Origin of the sequence: Aquimarina sp. MMG015, from assembly GCF_018100855.1 — a bacterium.
Lineage (GTDB): Bacteria > Bacteroidota > Bacteroidia > Flavobacteriales > Flavobacteriaceae > Aquimarina > Aquimarina latercula.
The window spans coordinates 547,906-565,271 of sequence record NZ_JAGJEB010000001.1; the positions used below are offsets into that span (position 1 = coordinate 547,906).

The 17,366-nt window shown below is 31.9% G+C and carries 16 protein-coding genes; 8 read left to right on the forward strand and 8 right to left on the reverse strand.

The genetic code is table 11. The annotated features are described in order from the left end of the window. Positions 1–43 precede the first annotated feature (43 nt). Positions 44–3,460 (reverse strand): hypothetical protein, encoded by a 3,417-nt coding sequence (locus tag J8L88_RS02345; RefSeq protein ID WP_211059833.1) that lies wholly within the window; start codon positions 3,458–3,460, stop codon positions 44–46. 160 nt (positions 3,461–3,620) lie between these two features. Here J8L88_RS02345 and J8L88_RS02350 point away from each other — a divergent pair, with 160 nt between their 5' ends. From J8L88_RS02350 to J8L88_RS02360, 3 genes are all read left to right on the forward strand, one after another. Then, entirely contained in the window at positions 3,621–4,049 is a 429-nt protein-coding gene (locus tag J8L88_RS02350) for a cytochrome c oxidase assembly factor Coa1 family protein (RefSeq protein ID WP_118388023.1), read from the forward strand. Positions 4,050–4,162: 113 nt separating this feature from the next. Further along, positions 4,163–4,927 carry an exodeoxyribonuclease III gene (locus tag J8L88_RS02355; protein WP_118388021.1) on the forward strand — a complete coding sequence of 255 codons (765 nt, stop codon included), beginning with the start codon at positions 4,163–4,165 and terminating at the stop codon, positions 4,925–4,927. Positions 4,928–5,009: 82 nt separating this feature from the next. Then, positions 5,010–5,969, forward strand: coding sequence for an OmpA family protein (locus tag J8L88_RS02360; RefSeq protein ID WP_211059834.1), 960 nt, complete (start codon positions 5,010–5,012; stop codon positions 5,967–5,969). A gap of 67 nt (positions 5,970–6,036) precedes the next feature. Here the strand turns inward: J8L88_RS02360 and J8L88_RS02365 are convergent, their stop codons facing one another. Then, positions 6,037–6,441 (reverse strand): hypothetical protein, encoded by a 405-nt coding sequence (locus J8L88_RS02365; protein WP_211059835.1) that lies wholly within the window; start codon positions 6,439–6,441, stop codon positions 6,037–6,039. A gap of 283 nt (positions 6,442–6,724) precedes the next feature. Between J8L88_RS02365 and J8L88_RS02370 the strand changes: the two genes are divergently transcribed. Both J8L88_RS02370 and J8L88_RS02375 read left to right on the forward strand, forming a co-directional pair. Continuing rightward, positions 6,725–7,258, forward strand: a complete 534-nt coding sequence (locus tag J8L88_RS02370; protein WP_211059836.1) for a hypothetical protein — start codon at positions 6,725–6,727, stop codon at positions 7,256–7,258. A 106-nt stretch (positions 7,259–7,364) separates the two neighbouring features. Beyond that, a complete protein-coding gene (locus J8L88_RS02375; RefSeq protein ID WP_211059837.1) occupies positions 7,365–7,661 on the forward strand; it encodes a hypothetical protein in 297 nt (98 codons plus the stop codon). Between the two features lie 334 nt (positions 7,662–7,995). Here the strand turns inward: J8L88_RS02375 and J8L88_RS02380 are convergent, their stop codons facing one another. Next, positions 7,996–8,214 carry a hypothetical protein gene (locus J8L88_RS02380; protein ID WP_027394753.1) on the reverse strand — a complete coding sequence of 73 codons (219 nt, stop codon included), beginning with the start codon at positions 8,212–8,214 and terminating at the stop codon, positions 7,996–7,998. 516 nt (positions 8,215–8,730) lie between these two features. On the opposite strand from J8L88_RS02380, the gene J8L88_RS02385 reads away from it, so the two are divergent. Further along, positions 8,731–9,762 carry an aldo/keto reductase gene (locus J8L88_RS02385; protein WP_211059838.1) on the forward strand — a complete coding sequence of 344 codons (1,032 nt, stop codon included), beginning with the start codon at positions 8,731–8,733 and terminating at the stop codon, positions 9,760–9,762. Between the two features lie 10 nt (positions 9,763–9,772). Here the strand turns inward: J8L88_RS02385 and radA are convergent, their stop codons facing one another. The 5 genes from radA to panC form a co-directional block, all read right to left on the reverse strand. Beyond that, positions 9,773–11,140, reverse strand: coding sequence for a DNA repair protein RadA (gene radA / locus J8L88_RS02390; protein ID WP_211059839.1), 1,368 nt, complete (start codon positions 11,138–11,140; stop codon positions 9,773–9,775). A 120-nt stretch (positions 11,141–11,260) separates the two neighbouring features. Next, positions 11,261–12,409, reverse strand: coding sequence for an alpha/beta hydrolase (locus J8L88_RS02395; protein WP_118388013.1), 1,149 nt, complete (start codon positions 12,407–12,409; stop codon positions 11,261–11,263). A gap of 115 nt (positions 12,410–12,524) precedes the next feature. Beyond that, positions 12,525–13,502: a lysylphosphatidylglycerol synthase transmembrane domain-containing protein gene (locus tag J8L88_RS02400; RefSeq protein ID WP_255420140.1), complete on the reverse strand. Its 978-nt coding sequence runs from the start codon at positions 13,500–13,502 to the stop codon at positions 12,525–12,527. A gap of 4 nt (positions 13,503–13,506) precedes the next feature. Beyond that, positions 13,507–13,857 (reverse strand): aspartate 1-decarboxylase, encoded by a 351-nt coding sequence (gene panD, locus J8L88_RS02405; RefSeq protein WP_118388009.1) that lies wholly within the window; start codon positions 13,855–13,857, stop codon positions 13,507–13,509. Positions 13,858–13,876: 19 nt separating this feature from the next. Further along, the gene (panC, locus tag J8L88_RS02410; RefSeq protein ID WP_211059840.1) at positions 13,877–14,725 is read right to left on the reverse strand and encodes a pantoate--beta-alanine ligase; all 849 of its coding nucleotides are present in this window, start codon (positions 14,723–14,725) and stop codon (positions 13,877–13,879) included. Between the two features lie 108 nt (positions 14,726–14,833). Between panC and J8L88_RS02415 the strand changes: the two genes are divergently transcribed. After that, entirely contained in the window at positions 14,834–15,643 is an 810-nt protein-coding gene (locus tag J8L88_RS02415; RefSeq protein WP_027394760.1) for a glycogen/starch synthase, read from the forward strand. A 14-nt stretch (positions 15,644–15,657) separates the two neighbouring features. Beyond that, positions 15,658–17,361, forward strand: a complete 1,704-nt coding sequence (locus J8L88_RS02420) for a DUF4270 domain-containing protein (protein ID WP_211059841.1) — start codon at positions 15,658–15,660, stop codon at positions 17,359–17,361. The last annotated feature ends 5 nt before the right edge of the window (positions 17,362–17,366 follow it).

A 17,366-nucleotide genomic window follows, 5' to 3' on the forward strand; every position in this document is an offset into this window, starting at 1 on the left:
GAATTACAAATTAGATTTTTTTATTTAAAAGATGAACAAAAAATTAGAAATATGCTCTAAGTTGCACGCTTCCTGTATGAATTGTACTGGTTGTTTCACTTTTTCTACCTAAATAAGATATGTTAAGATCGAGATATTTAGTTAATTTTTTTTGGGCTAACATAGACCAGGTGTAATTATCTCCCGGTTGCAAACCATTAAGTAATTGATAGCCCACCGGAGAGAAAGCATTTCCTGTAAAATCATTATTAAAATAGTTAAATTCACCAGAAATGGATATCTGTTGTTTATTTGCATATGCAAAAGAAACACCTAGTTTTTGTTGGGTCAGTACTTCTTCTCCAGAATTGTTTTCTTGATCATTTAAAAGATAAAAAATGCTAAACTGTGTTTGGGGAGATAATAAGTAGGATAATTTGGGTTCTATTTTATAACCTTCGAGAAGGTAGTTTCTATTGATAAAATTTTCTGAGATACTTTCGGTTTTAACAAGTTCATTTTTTAAATCAAAAAGCCAAGTCTTTGCCATTTTATGTGCAAATGTTAGTTGGTGACTATCTATAATATTTTCCTGAAGTCCGGTAACCTGTAAATTAGTGTTTTTAGTAGAAAGAAAAGTGTATGAAGTTGTGTAACGTTGTTTTCCTCGATTAAAGAATAAGGTATTTCTAAAACTTAGGTTTAATGCTAATTCGTTATCATTTTTTTTAAATGGGTTGAGATCAAAAGAACTGTCATCTCGAAGGTTTTTTCGATCAATGATATAAGATGTTTGATTATAAAAATGTGATAATAACTTCTTTGTTTTGTTATCTGATCCAGACCAAGAAAGAGGATTTAGAGTTATAATCTGGCTTAGTCGATTTTGGTGAGTTTTTATAAAGAGCTGGTTGGGGAGTAATACTCTTAGGTAAATGGCTTCATCTGTAAACTGAGCAATTTCAAACTCTTCTAATTCTTGTATGCCATTATTGTTGTAATCATTCCACGTATACGTTCCTTGTCCTGGATCTACTTGGACATACGTAAATTCTTGCTGAGGTAAAGTTCCGCTATTTGTTTCAAAAACCGTATTCCAATTTACTTTACCATTAAAAAATTTCTGATTGTATAATAATCTCGAATTTAGAGACTCTTCATTTTCTCTATTTTGATCTTCATTATTTAATGTTCTATAGTTAATAAATAAAGATAATTGAGTATTTGTTGTATTTAGTAGGTTGGATTTAAGAAAATAGGTATTAGAGGTACTTACTTTATTTAAAAGATTATTTCTAACACTATCATTAATACGATGCCTATATCCAATTTCTGTATATATTTTTGTGCTATCGCCTACTCCACTGTAGATCTCATATGATTTAAACCGTTGCGTATTTAATGTAAAAGTTTGATCACTTAGATTGATTTCTTTATTTTCCTCGATTCCTATTTTGGTTCCGATCCAATTTTTTGGAAAGCTATAGGTTAGAATATTATAGATTCTGAAGAATCTTGAATCTAAGTTCGAATTCTTACTATTTAATAAACTAGAATATAAAGAAACACCAAGTTTATTTAATTTTAGTTCTGTACTTAGTAAATGTCGATTTCCATTATAGTTTTCAGAAAAATTAAGATGCTGAAATGAGTATCGAGTAAACCCTTTTTGGGGATGAAGTAGCTCCAAACCAGATGTAAAAAACTGCTGGTCTCCTAGAGGGTTGTTTAAATTCCAATCACGGTTAAATTCTACATTATAAATTCTTTCTATACTCTTAAACTCTTTCTGGATATAATCTCCATTTGCAAACGCATTCATGGTCCAGCTACTATCTCTAGAAAAAATATTTTGCCTTAGTTGTAATCTCCCTGCTACTCCATCATTATCATTATCATCAATATCAGAAAATAGATTCAAATCATTTTTACTTCCTGAAATTTCAAATGCTACAGATGTTTTTTCGTTTGGAGTATAAGAACCTTGAACCACAGCTGTTTGAAGTTTGGTAGGAGCGACTAATTGAATTATTGGTGCATAATTACCTTGACGTATTCCATTAACAGGTGCAACGTATTCAAAAATTCTACTAATTGTGGTTACATCTCCTACAATATAATCACCTTGATTATCTCCAACCAAAGAGAACCTAACATTAAATAATTCATCCTCTGGATTACTAGAAAATACAAAAACTTCTTGACCGTTTATCATATCCCTTCTATAAAGAATTTTGTTTTCACTAAAAACATCTGGAACAGCAGATGGTGAAATCATTTGAGAAGTGTCATCACCAGCATTGGATAGCGTTTCTTTTTGTTCATCGCTTAAGTTTTGCTGTAGTGGTTGGTTTTTAGCATCATTTTCTGAGTATACAAAAGCCCCAATTTTTAGTTTGTCACTTTTGTGTTCGCCTCCACCATAAACGATGATTCTAGAGTAATTACGTTCTGTGGTCTGATATTCTATAGATATTCTCATATCTGATGTAATAGGATATGTAGGATTAAATCGAACTTCTCCGGCATTGTAATCAATAATATAATCTTTATTCTCACCTCTTTCTAGGAGTAATCCATTTACATATACACGTTCACTTCCAGAGACTATGAGAATAAATAATTCTCCATTAGGACCAGTTAATTTATAAGGTCCTTGATTACCTTCTTGGCCAGTAAATTGACTTCTGGTAAAAACGCCTCGTACCAAAGCTCCAGAGGCAAATAAATCGGTCTTAGATTCGGGATGATTTAAAGTTCCATTAATGGATATACCTTGTACGTTTTTAGTGAATCTATTAAAATAACTCGTGGTGTTTTGCAGTTGCACATCACCTGCTCTTACATTCCAATTTTTGCTATATAATTCTATAAAAACTTGATCAAATTCATCTAAATTTTGTGAATATCCACTTTGCTGTACTGGTACGTTTGCGTCTTGTATTGATGCACGTAAGGATATATTATCACTTATTTTACCAGAAATCTGTAAATCTAGTTCAGAGTTTAAAACGGTATTTTGATTACTACCTACGGTAACACCTCTTGATATACTTCCGTTGGTGGTAAGTCCATCAAAAGGAGTGAACTCTTTTTTATTATTGGCTTCCGATAAGCTATATAGTTTTTGTAGGTTACCATTCTCTTCAACAATGATAGAAGAATCGAATTCAAAATACTTTTTAGTTAAAAAATCAGGATAGCGAAAATAATGTATGGTAATTGAATCATTTTGTGATTTTACTTGTGATGATAAGACAACAGAGGCATCTTTAAAACTTACGTCATATAATGTACTGTCTATAGCAATTCCTTTTTTGGAAAGTAATTTGAATTTAAATGAGTTGATACTTACAGAATCAATACGGATAGTATCAGTAACATGTACTTTTTTACTTCTGAAATTACCAAAAGTATCTTGACCTAGTAAACTACTGGTGCTAAAGAATAATAAAAAACCTAAAACCGTAAAAATACGCATCGATACAAAACTAAAGTTTTTCACTTACAGAGACTTGCTAAGCTTCTTAAATTACTATGATTTATGCAACAACTATTGATTGGAAAGGTTTTTATAATAGCAATAACGATAAAAGTAAGATTAAGTTTTATTAGTCCGAAATAATTTAAATAAAAAATTTATGACTGATTATATAGATAAAAAAAGTTGGTGGCATAAGAATAGAAGTTGGTTTTTAGGGCTTTTAGCATTGATTAGTGGATTTGTCCTGACCTTATTGGTGCTTTTAGGGAAACCAATAGGTGATTTTACCAAAGCTATGGTAGATCCATCTGTATATGATAATGCTTTTGATATGGTACAAGATGACGAACGTGTTATTGCACTCTTGGGAGAAGTACAGCCAATTAGTGTTTTTGAGCTTCTGGAAGGGGAAGTTCGATATGCCGAAGAAGGTAAAGCGATTATAACGGTTGGGATAAAAGGATCTAAGCAAAAAGGAAAAATGGATGTCGTAGCAAATAAAAGAAATGATGGTTGGCAATACCAAACGATCAGAATACGAACTAAAAAACCAAAGAAGACTATTGAGGTGTTGGATGTCTATTAATAAGAAGTCTATTTTGTAGTTTTTAATATATGTTAGAATCTATATTTGTGTAGGTATCATTACCAGAAAAAGTAATTTTAAAATATCTTAGCTAATGTTTTTTAAAATATACTATGAAAATAATATCATACAACGTAAACGGAATCCGTGCAGCGCTAAAAAAAGGATTTATAGAATGGTTGATACAAGCAGATCCGGATGTGATTTGTTTACAAGAAATCAAGGCAAATAAGGAACAATTAGATCTCGATGTTTTTGCAGATGCAGGATACAAATATAATTATTGGTATAGCGCACAGAAAAAAGGATATAGTGGTGTCGCTATTTTATCTAAAACAGAACCAGATCATATAGAGTACGGAACAGGTATCGATTATATGGATCATGAAGGTCGTAATCTTAGAGCCGATTTTAATGGTGTTTCTATTATGAGTTTATATCTACCAAGTGGAACGAATATAGAACGTGTAGACCATAAACTTAAGTTTATGGATGACTTTCAGGAATATATTAATGAGTTAAAAAAATCACATCCTAATTTAGTAATTCTAGGAGATTATAATATTTGTCATCAAGCAATTGATATTCACGATCCGGTACGTAATAAAAATGTATCAGGGTTTTTGCCAGTAGAGAGAGAATGGATCGGTAATTTTATAGAAAGTGGATTTATAGATTCTTTTAGGCATTTTAATACTGAACCTCATAATTATTCGTGGTGGAGTTATAGGGCAAATGCTAGAGCTAATAATAAGGGTTGGCGTTTAGATTATGGTATGGTCGCGCAATCATTGCAAGATAAATTAGAAAGAGCCGTTATTTTATCAGAAGCAAAGCATAGTGATCATTGTCCGATCATGGTAGAATTAAATATGTAAGAAATTGTCAAACTGAGCCTGTCGAAGTGTTAAGACCTGTCTAGTTTTCGACAAGTTCAGAATGACTTAAACAGAAAAAATTATGATAAAAAGAATTGCGATACTAATGTGTATAGGAGTTTTTGCAACTTCTTGTGTTTCTTCTAAAGTACATAAGGAATTAGAAGGTAAATATGCTCGATTAAAAAGAGATAATAGAAAGTTGCAGGATACCTATAAAGCTTTACAAAAAACTAGTGATGCGGATAAATTGGCATTGGATCAGCTCAATAAGGAGTATGAAAAGACAAGGGTAGAAAGAGATGAATTACGAACCAAATATGATGCGCTTTCTACGAATTATGAAAATCTAAAAAACTCATATGATGCATTAGGAAAAAATAGTGCAGAAGCTCTAAATGCAAATAATAAGAGAAATAGAGAATTATTAGCGCAACTAGAGGAAAAAGAAAAAACCTTAGCTGCAGAACGAAATCGATTAGAAAAACTGCAGAGAGATTTAGAGAGTCGTTCTAAAAGAGTAGATGAATTAGAAGGATTGATTGCAGCAAAGGATGCTAAAATGCAAGCTCTAAAAAGTGCTATTTCTAAAGCTTTACGAAATTTTGAAGGAAAGGGATTAACGGTCGAAGAACGAAATGGTAAAGTGTATATCTCTATGGAAAATAAACTGTTATTTGCTTCAGGTAGTTGGGCGGTAGGAACGCAGGGAAGACAGGCGGTAAAACAATTAGGATCTGTTTTAGGAGAAAATAATGATATTGCTGTACTTATAGAAGGTCATACGGATAATGTACCATATACGGGTAATGGCCAGTTAAAAGGAAACTGGGATTTATCTACCAAGAGAGCAACGGCGATTGTAAATCTTTTATTAGAGAATCCACAAATAGATGCACAGAATCTCACCGCTGCAGGAAGAGGAGAGTTCTCTCCAGTAGCATCTAATGAAACATCAACAGGTAAGGCAAAGAACAGAAGGATAGAAGTAATCTTAACTCCTAAGTTAGATGAAATATCTAAATTGTTAAACGATATATAATAGTAAATAGAACGTATAAAAAAAGCGCTCAAATGAGCGCTTTTTTTATATAAAGTACTTAATAGGTTTAATTGAATAAACTATTAAGTATATTTTCTACGTCTGCATCTTGATTCACTCTTAATTCTTCTTTTAGTTTTAAAAGTTTAGATTGAAATGTCTCAATTACACGTTCAGCATTCATTTTATCTAAAGCAACTACTTTCCCAGCAGAAGTTAACAGGTTGTAGTTATAATGTTTTAATTCTTTTGCTTTCTTAGGATCTAGTTTTCTTTCAACAGATACGGTACCTTTTCCTGTTACAATAGAAATTACACTTCCTTGAGCGGTAACTTTTTCAGTTTGTTCATTAAGATCTGTAGCAAGACTATATACCTGATCGAATATCTCAGTCATTTTGGTCCAATCTTCCTGAGCTTGGGTGGTTAATCCTGCGCCTACCATAAGTAAAAGTAGAAATAATTTTTTCATAATATTTGGGTGTTATAATAATTTAGTATCAAAACTACGTATTTGATTTCACGTATTCCAAAACGGAATAAATATAAATTTAGTATTAAAGTTATCTTAAAAACCGCTTTAAAATAACTATTTTAATTTGAAGTTTCCAAAAAGTATGCCACGAATTTAGGAAACAAAAATAAAATCCTTAATTATGCATAGCGTAAAATTCTTAAAAATAAAGGAGATAGATAACAAAAGAACATTCTCGTACGTTTATAATACCCAAAATTAATTTAAAACCATACAGCAAATGAAGAGGTTATCCATTTTTATAATAGTAGTATTATCTGTGATTAAAGGTGTGAGTCAGGAAAGCGAAGAAGAATACTACGAGGAAGAAGAAACGCAAAGTGATGAGTACTCAGAAGATGGTGAAGAGGAGGAAGAAGACCAAGGCACTTATTTTGATTTTTATCAATATTTTGATTTCACCAATGATCAGTATTCCAATGTTTTGGATAAAGTGAGTGATATGGATTCTGAAGAAGAGAATTTATTATATGAATTTGTGGTAGCGGTTAATCAAGATAAAGTACTAAAAGGTCGTTTATTTGGCGAATTGGTTACGAAGCCTAAAAAAAAGAGTCATTATAAAGGTAAAGACAGTCCTGGTTTTATTTGTGTTTTACGTGGTCTTATAGAAAATAAAACTGTGTATGATGCAATAATTAATGATGGTCGCGCCTCTGAGAATCAGGCAAGAAATGCAGCGGCACTTTCCGAAAGAACGGTTCGCAGAAAATGCGGTGTAACCAAAAAAGTAAATGAAGTAGAAGAGCAATAAGGATTATTAAAAAACACTTATCTTTGTGATGTACTTAGGTACATGTTCTTTGTAAAGCCATACTCCATAGTTTTTGAATTAAATATTAATTTTTAAAACTATGATTATGAATTGGAAAATTCAAAAGCTATTGAATGGAGAGACGATTGTCTCCAAAGAACCAGGTAATTCTATGTTACCAATCTTACGATCAAAACAACCCGTTGTATTGGAACCCGTAAACTGGGAAGATTGCGAAGCGGGAGACATTGTTTTCTGTAAAGTAAGAGGAAATTGTTTTACACATTTAGTCAAAGGCAAAAATGTAAAACGAGGATTATTGATCGGTAACAATCGAGGTCGCATCAACGGATGGACCAAAAATGTATATGGTAAAGTAATAGAGATATTACCGATATCATAAGAGCAGCGCGGTAAGCGCTTTTTTTGTTTGTAAAAACAACCTCTATAAAATATCCTAAAAGTCATTTTCAATTAAAATTAGAGTTTGATTGTTTTCTAAAATCGATTTTAGAAATACTAGCTTCTTTTCACTACGACATATATTACTGCATAATAAAACTGACTATTTCCCTAATTAAAAGCCTTGCTTCCCTCATTATTGCTTTTATCAATCACAGAAAGACAATACTTTTATATCAATCTAAAGAATAATAAGTGTTGGATGTGTGAGGAATTAATTTTTAGGTTGGTTAGTTGTGAAACGGATGTAGTAATGGGGTAACTGCATCCGTTTTTTATTTTGCTAAGAGATGTTCTTTGCGTATTTCGCGAATAAGTTTCTGGTAAGAATTACGATTAATTACAATTCTGTTTTGTTGTATTTCCATTAAGGGGTTATAACGTTGTAATACTTTTTGAACTATTTTTGTGGTAAAGAGTGTTTTAGCGGCAATTCTGTGGACTGCAAACTGTTTGTTTTCTTCACTAAGATCCTTATAATGAGTGTTTAACATGAATTTGTATTAATGATTATGCATGAGTTGTGTTAAAATGTATATAAAAATATACAAAATGCAATTAAATATATATAAAAATATATGATTTTTTAAGCTAAGAATGATTTTATATAAAAAAAAGAGCTCCTATTATAGAAGCTCTTTTTCCGGTTAAAAAAGTATAGGGTGACAAAAATGGACCCTTATTTTGAGGTTGTCAATAAACCTCCTTTTGGTTGGTGTAAATTTGTTTAGTTGTTTTATTCATCATCTCAAGAATTTACTGCTTTCTTGGATATATAATCTACTGGAATAATTATACCACAAAACAAAATTTATCATAAGTATTTAATAATCAATATGTTGATTATTTGCAAAGTGTTTTTTGACTTATAATTATGTAGATGTTTTAAATCACTACTGTGGATAATGTTCTCGCATTACAGTTTTATTAAGATAATTTTTTGAATAACTAAAAAGAGAGTTTTTATTTTTGAGTCTTTATGTATCTAGAAAATTAGCCACAATTAGAGAATGAAGTATACAACGTTACCAAATACAGATATTAAAGTTAGTAAAATATGTTTAGGCTCTATGACTTGGGGCGAGCAAAACACCGAGTTAGAAGGTCATCAGCAAATAGACTACGCAATTAATCAAGGAGTAAATTTTATAGATACTGCTGAGCTTTATTCTGTACCTGCCAAAAAAGAAACTCAAGGAAGTACTGAACGAATAATTGGTAGTTGGTTAAAAAAATCAGGAAAAAGGGATAAGGTAGTAATAGCTTCAAAAATTGTTGGTCCTGCGGATTTTTCTAAACATATTAGGAATAAAGGTTTTACTAAAGAAGAAATTAGAGATGCAGTTCATAAGAGTTTAGGAAGATTACAAACTGATTATATTGATTTGTACCAGTTGCATTGGCCAGAAAGACATACTAATTATTTTGGGCAACTCGGATATACACATGATGAAGAAGATGCTTGGAAAGATAATTTTGCTACAATTTTAGAGAGCCTTAATGATTTTATAACAGAAGGTAAGATAAGAAATATTGGTGTTTCTAATGAGACTGCGTATGGTATGATGCGTTATACCGAAGAAGCTAGAAAAGGAGCACCTAAAATGATTACAATACAAAATCCATATAACTTATTAAATAGAAAAGATGAAATAGGACTTGTAGAAGTTTTACATCGCGAAAATGTAGGACATCTACCGTATTCTCCACTAGGATTCGGGATGCTTACAGGTAAATATCTAGAGGAAATACCTAAAAACTCTAGAGTTGACCTTTTTCCTAACTATAATCGATATATGAATGAGAATAGTTATAAGGCAACTAGATTGTATAATGAGATTGCTAAAAAACATAATATTAGTCTGACACAATTATCACTAGCATTTGTGAATCAGCAACCTTTTGTAACTAGTAATATTATTGGTGCAACTTCTATCGAGCAACTAACCGAAAATATTAATAGCATCGATGTGATTTTATCAAACGAAATAATCAATGAAATTAATGAAGTTCACGCGCAAATACCCAATCCAGCTCCTTAGTGGTTGGATTTTAACCAAATAAATACTCAACTACATCTTCAATTTTGGCAACAAGTTGAATGTTGATTGCGGTATTTTGATTAGAAATTTTATTGTATTTAGAAACGAAAATGGTCGCAAAACCTAATTTCTCCGCTTCCTGAATTCTTTGTTCTACTTTATTTATAGGTCTAATTTCTCCTGCTAACCCTACCTCTGCTGCAAAGCAAAAATCTTTAGCTATAGGAATATCTTCATTAGAAGATAATATGGCTGCAACTACAGCTAAATCAATTGCTGGATCATCTACAGAAATACCACCAGTTATATTTAAGAATACATCCTTAGCTCCTAATCTAAATCCTGCACGCTTTTCTAATACAGCAAGGATCATGTTTAAACGTTTCAGATTGTAGCCAGTAGCACTTCTTTGCGGTGTTCCATAGACTGCAGTACTAACTAGTGCTTGTATTTCTATCATCAATGGTCTCATGCCTTCGACTGTAGCGGCGATTGCAGTTCCGCTTAGCTCTTCTTCTTTTTTAGAGATCAGAATTTCACTAGGATTGGAAACTTCTCTTAACCCACTTCCTAGCATTTCATAAATTCCTAATTCTGATGTAGATCCAAAACGGTTTTTTAGAGCTCTTAAAATTCTGTACACGTGATTTCGATCCCCTTCAAACTGAAGTACAGTATCTACCATATGTTCGAGAATTTTAGGTCCTGCAATATTTCCGTCTTTTGTGATGTGACCAATTAGGATAACAGGAGTAGCAGTTTCTTTAGCAAACTTTATTAGTTCTGTGGTACATTCTCTAATTTGTGAAATACTCCCAGCACTGCTTTCTATATAGTCGCTATGTAGTGTTTGGATTGAATCTATAATTACGATATCCGGTTCAGTAGCTTCAATCTGTCTAAAGATATTCTGAGTTTTAGTTTCAGTAAGAATTAAACAATTATCTGTTTTAGATCGAATACGTTCTGCACGCATCTTAATTTGTTTCTGACTTTCTTCTCCCGAAACATATAAAGTTTTATATGGTAGTTTTAAACTAATCTGTAATAATAATGTACTTTTTCCTATACCAGGCTCTCCTCCCAATAAAGTAAGTGAACCAGGTACAATCCCGCCACCAAGAACCCTATTCAGCTCTAAGTCATCAGTATTATATCTTGCTTCATGACTAGTATCAATTTCTGAAATTTTTAATGGTTTAGAAATTCTATTTTCTTTGGAAGATGTGTTAGGGTCTTTCCAGTCATTTTTTGAAGCTTTCTGCACTACTTCCTCTGCGATGGTATTCCATTCTTTACATGATGTGCATTGCCCTTGCCATTTGGCATATTGAGCACCACAATTTTGACAGAAAAAAACAGTTTTAGTTTTTGCCATAGCTTATTAATTGGAGTAAAAATACTATTATTTAAATTGGTTTTCTAACGATGTAGAAAACAAAAAGATCCTAGTTTAAGGATCTTTTCTAAGATATTTTAAAAAAAGAAGGTATCTTAATTAGTAACCAAAATCTTCTTTAATTTTATTCACCTTTTCCAGCATATAGTCTTTAGTAAGAAAAGCTATTTCATTTAATAAGAATCCATTCTCGTATGCTCTCATTGCTTTTTTAGGTTCTCCAAGTTGTTCGTATCCTAAACCAAGATAATAGTATCCTAGCATAGTTTCTGGATGTTCTTTGATAGCTAATTTTCCTAAAGGCTCTAACTCCTCCCATAATTCCTTTTTTTCTATCGCGGTAGAAATAGCGATAAAATCATTTACTCTTATCTGTCGTTTAAACCCGTATAATTTTTCTGTAGTATCGTATATATCTACTAGATAATCATAGAGCGATGTTTCTAAAGTAAGAATGTCTTCTTTATAAGTTTTCTTACTAATCGGGCGGTACATTTCGAAAATTGTTTCTAATGCCTTTGGAATAGCACTACCTACTAGAGTATAATGAGAGGATTCGTTAAAGTTATCAAAGAAATAATTAACTTCTGGATTTTCAATAGTAGCTAATTTCTCGTCTACAGCTATCAGGTTTTTCTTAATATTATCGGCATCATTTGTAGCTGTGGCTAGGTAGTACCATACATCTGATTTTGCATTGCTAAGTACATTAAAAATTCGCTCTTCCATTGGAGGGGTTAATTCTGGACTTAGATTTATATATGCTTGAAAAATCGGGTTATCTTTAAATAAGAAGTAATTAATAAAATTAGAAGTATAATCGTGACCAACGATCATTTTAAGTTGAGCTGTTCTATATGTCTCGTCAATATATGGTAATAATTCTTGGCCAATAAACTCAAAAAATGCAGCTCCTTTTCCTTCAGGTAGGTAGCTAGCTAAGTCATATCTGCAATCATCCTCTCTTGTTTTTCTTTGTAAAACTCCTACTACGATTGATTCTGGCATGTCTTCCCAATAGGAAAAATAATCAACATTACCTGCTACGGGTTCAAATAAATGATCTCCATCTAAAACAATGATAACAGGATATATTTTATCCTCATTTTTCTCATAATTTCGAGGTAGTTGGATTTTTAAATCGCGGTTTTGATCTAACTTTATAGATCTAAATGTTTCGTATTTTACCTGGCCAAACGATATGGAGGTAAAGAAGGATATAAGAATTAAAAATATACTTTTCTTCATAAGTAGTAAGATTAAGGTTAAGCGAGTGACAATATATAAATTATTTTAAACCTTTAAAATTTGATAACAATAAACAATTAATACATTGTTTATAAAGGATTTAATATTTTTCTTTTTATGTTGTTTTTCCTCTGTTTAAAAGGGGGAGGAATAAAAACGATAACGCTCCAACAATAATATTTATTGCTGTTTGCGAGCCCCAAAGAATCCATCCAAAAGCTTCTCCATCACTTTTTTCGAAGCTAAAAAAAACGAAAACAGCACCAACTACAATTGGAAATGGTAAAATACCAATCCCGCCATTAGTAGTAGACATCGAAAAAGAACCAACTACAAATGCTACTAGAATTACTCCTAAGGAAGCACTGTGTAAATTAGGGACAGCAAATTTTACTACATAAAACATTAATATATATAGGAACCATATTAATAGTGTATGAAATAGAAAAGCCCATTTTTGTTTCATTTTGAATATACTTTTCATTCCGTCTAATAAACCCATACCAAAATCTCTAATTTTAACTATCCACTTATTAGATGATTTATGAAGGATCTTAAGTCCTAAAATTCCTAAAAGAATTAATCCTAATATGATTCCTAGAGTAAGTAAAGGATTAATATTTTTCTCTTCTAGAAAATTAAGTAAATACTCAGTTTGCAAAATACCAGCTCCAGTGGTTACAATAATTAGCATGATAAGGTCTATTATTCTTTCGGAGACGATGGTTCCAAATGCTTTTTCGAAAGGAATTTTTTCATAAGTTGATACAGTAAAACCTCGTAGTACTTCTCCTGATCTAGGTACGCCTAAGTTCGCTAAGTACCCAGCCATTATTGCCATAAAACTATTGTACAGTTTTGGGTTGTACCCTAATGGATTTAATAGAAACTTCCAACGATACGCTCTGGAAATATGGGAAATAATACCAAGTCCGAGAGATAATAATACCCAAATTGGATCAGCATTCTTTATGTTTTCCAATAATTCTTTTCTGTACTCTGGAGTTGCAGAGCTTAGAAAATACCATATTAAAAAAACTCCCAACATAAATGGGAGTATTATTTTTAAGATTTTTATAAATTTAGGGTTCACTCTTTTACTTTAGTAAATTATTTTCCTCATTAGGAAATAAAAGAGATGGTTTAAATTTTTTAGCTTCTTCGATATCCATCATTGCATAAGTAATAAGGATTAATATATCTCCTTTAGCTACTTTTCTGGCAGCAGCTCCATTAAGTGTTATTTCTCCACTGTTTCTGGGTCCTGGAATTGCATAGGTTTCTAGTCGTTCGCCATTGTTATTATTGACGATCTGGACTTTTTCACCTTCTACTATATTAGCAGCATCCATTAAATCTTCATCAATGGTTATGCTTCCTATATAATTTAGGTCTGCGCCAGTTACCTTGACGCGGTGAATTTTTGATTTTACAACGTGTACAAACATGTTACAAATTTAGTTATTTTTAATTTAGGGCTATGTTATCAATAAGTCTAACTTCTCCTGCAAAAACTGCTATAAAAGCTCGATATTTAGTGTTCTTCCGTTTTCTTCGGATTGATTTCAGGTCAGAAACTTTAGCGATCTCAAAATATTCTAGTTCTAGAAGATCATTGTTTTTAAATTGTTTCGAAACCCAATCTGTTAATTTCTTTACACTTTTTGTGCCAAAATCATTTTTGATTTGACTTAATGTTTTGTAAATCAAAGGAGATGTTAGAAGTTGTTCCTGGGTTAGTCTTTTGTTTCTAGAACTTAGCGCTAAACCACTTTCTTCTCTATAAATTGGACAACCTATAATTTCTAATGACATTTTTTCGATTGCAACTAATTTTCTGACAATTTGTAGTTGCTGAAAATCTTTTTCGCCAAAATAGGCTCTAGTTGGTGAAATGATAGTGAAAAAATGTTTAAGTACGGTTCCTACTCCATCAAAATGACCTGGTCTAAATTTACCTTCCATTTCATTTTCTAACCCTTTAAAATCATAATTAATGGATTTTGTTTCCTCTCCGTATATTTCCTTCGGTAGAGGAGCAAACACAATAATATCATCAGATACTTGAGATAAAAGTGCTATATCAGACTCCAAAGTACGTGGATAATTTATTAAATCTTCAGAATTATTAAATTGAGTAGGATTAACAAATATGCTGACTACTACAATTTGATTTTCATCAATTGCTTTTTTTACTAGAGCAAGGTGGCCAAGGTGTAAAGCTCCCATTGTGGGGACAAAACCAATGCTTTTTTTTTGTTTATGTAAGTCTGCAACATCTTGTTCAACGTCCAGTCTTTTCTCGTATACCCGCATTTATCTAAAAGTTAAAGGCGTGCAAAAATAAGATATTACTGGCAGACTACATAAATTTTCGTAATTTTGCAAAAATTTATTCCGAAGGAGACGAGAAAAGTAGATCATATGAAAGACAAGAGGATATTGTACGTATCATCAGAAGTAATACCTTACCTACCAGAGACAGAGATTTCATCTATGTCTTTTGAAGCACCACGAATGGTAAATAGTAAAGGCGGGCAAATTAGAATTTTTATGCCTAGATATGGAAATATTAATGAACGAAGACACCAGTTACACGAAGTAATTCGTTTATCTGGGATGAATCTAGTCATTAATGACCTAGATATGCCTTTAATTATCAAAGTTGCTTCTATTCCTAAAGAAAGGATGCAGGTTTATTTTATTGATAATGAAGATTATTTTAAAAGAAAGGCAACGCTAACTGATGAAGAAGGAAACTTGTTCCCTGATAATGATGAACGAGCAATATTCTTTGCAAAAGGTGTAATTGAAACAGTTAAGAAATTAAATTGGTCGCCAGATGTAATTCATGTTCATGGATGGCTAGCGTCAATGCTGCCTCTATATCTTAGAAACTATTATGCGAATGAACCTTTGTTTAATGATAGTAAGATTGTAACTTCTGTTTATGATCATGGATATAAAGGAACATTGGATAAAAACATGCTGGAGAAAGTAAAATTTGATGGTATTGATGAAGATAAGATCACTGATTTAGCAAAACCAACGTATAACAATGTTATGAAAGTTGCGATTGATAATTCTGATGCGATTATTATTGGGTCTGAAGAAATTCCAGCAGAACTTTCTAAACATTTAGAAACTATCGACCAACCTGTATTAGAATATAAAAAACCAGATGAATTTGCAGATGCCTATGAAGCCTTCTATCAGACAGAGGTGTTGGTATAGCAATAGGAACTATTATGAATTTGAAAAATGTATTGATCAAAATAACAGTTATAGTAACTGTTATTTTTACTATTGTATCTTGTGACGATGATTTTAATTCGGTTGGAAGTGAGGTGATTGGAGATGTGAACTTCGAGGATAATGAGTATAATGCGGTTCCTGTAGCCTACAGTAAGAGATTCGAAAGAGTACAAACCAGTGGTTTGCCTAACTATTTACTAGGTGTTTACAATGATCCTATATACGGACAATCTACATACAATGTGTTATCACAGGTATTGCCTGCTAGAGTAAGTCCTACTTTTGGAGATAATGCAGTTTTAGATAGTGTAGTACTTAGACTGCCTTATTTTAGTGAGTTAGTAGAGACAGTTACAGATGATGATGGAGAAGTAACGAATACATTTGAAGTTGATTCTATTTATGGATCAGGAACTGTGAATTTATCACTTTATAGGTCTGAATATTTTCTAAGAGATTTTGATTTAGAAGAAGGATCGGAACAAAGACAAGTATATTATTCTAATGATATAAGAGAAAATTTTGGGCCAACCGTAGAGGGTAGATTGTTGTTTGAAATTAATGATTTCAGACCAGATGAAAATGAAGTTTCGCTTCTTACAGAGGATAACGATACAGATGAGGATACAGATCCTCAAGTAAGTACTACAATACCAGCATTAAGACAAGTATTGATTTCTGATGCAGCTGCCTTAGAGGCGACAGAGCTAAATCCAAGTAATGCTAGAGTGGGTAATCAAGAGCTTATAGATTATTTTACTACTGTATTTTTGGATATGGAGGGTAGTATTGAGTTAAGTAATGTGAATAATTTTAATAATTATTTTAGAGGTGTTTATTTTAAGGCAGAATTAAATAGTCTCGACGGAAGTCTTGTGTTTTTTGATATAGCTGATGCAAATATTACACTTCATTATTCTTTTGATAAAGTTGATACTTTAGATGAAGACGAGGATGACGATACAACGGATTTAGTAAAAGATACAGGAGAGTTAGCGTTGAACTTTTCTAATAATATAGTTAATGGTATTAATACAGATTTTAATACTACTATTGAAGATGAGTTAGCTGATCAAGATGAGATCAATGGGGAAGAGAATTTATATCTTAAAGGAGGAGAAGGATCATACGCTATTATAGATTTGTTTTCTGGTACCGTAACTAATGAAAACGGAGAGTTAGAAAATGAGTTAGATTTTTTAAGAAGACAGGATTGGTTGATTAATGAAGCAAGTATTAAATTTTATATAAATCAAGATGAAGTAGCTTCGGGAGATGCAGAGCCGGAAAGGATTTATATTTTCAATTTGGATACAGGAACGGTTCTTATTGATTATCAAGCTGATCCAACTTCTAACCAAGCCGAGCCTATTATTTCCGTTACAGAACATTTAGGAGTTATTTCCAGAGATAGCGACGAAAATGGTGAGTTTTATAAAATTAGATTAACAAGACATATAATTGATGTTTTAAATGAAGGTGATGATAATGTTAAATTAGGATTGTCAGTTTCTCAAAATGTTAATATTACGGCAAATGCCGAAGGATTTACCCCCACGAATACTGAAGATGAAATTATCCCCTTTTCATCTATAATATCCCATGAAGGAACAATTCTTTATGGAAATGGAACCAATGTTCCAGAAGAAAAGCGTTTAAAGCTTGATATTTTTTATACAGAATCAATAAGTAATTAACTGAC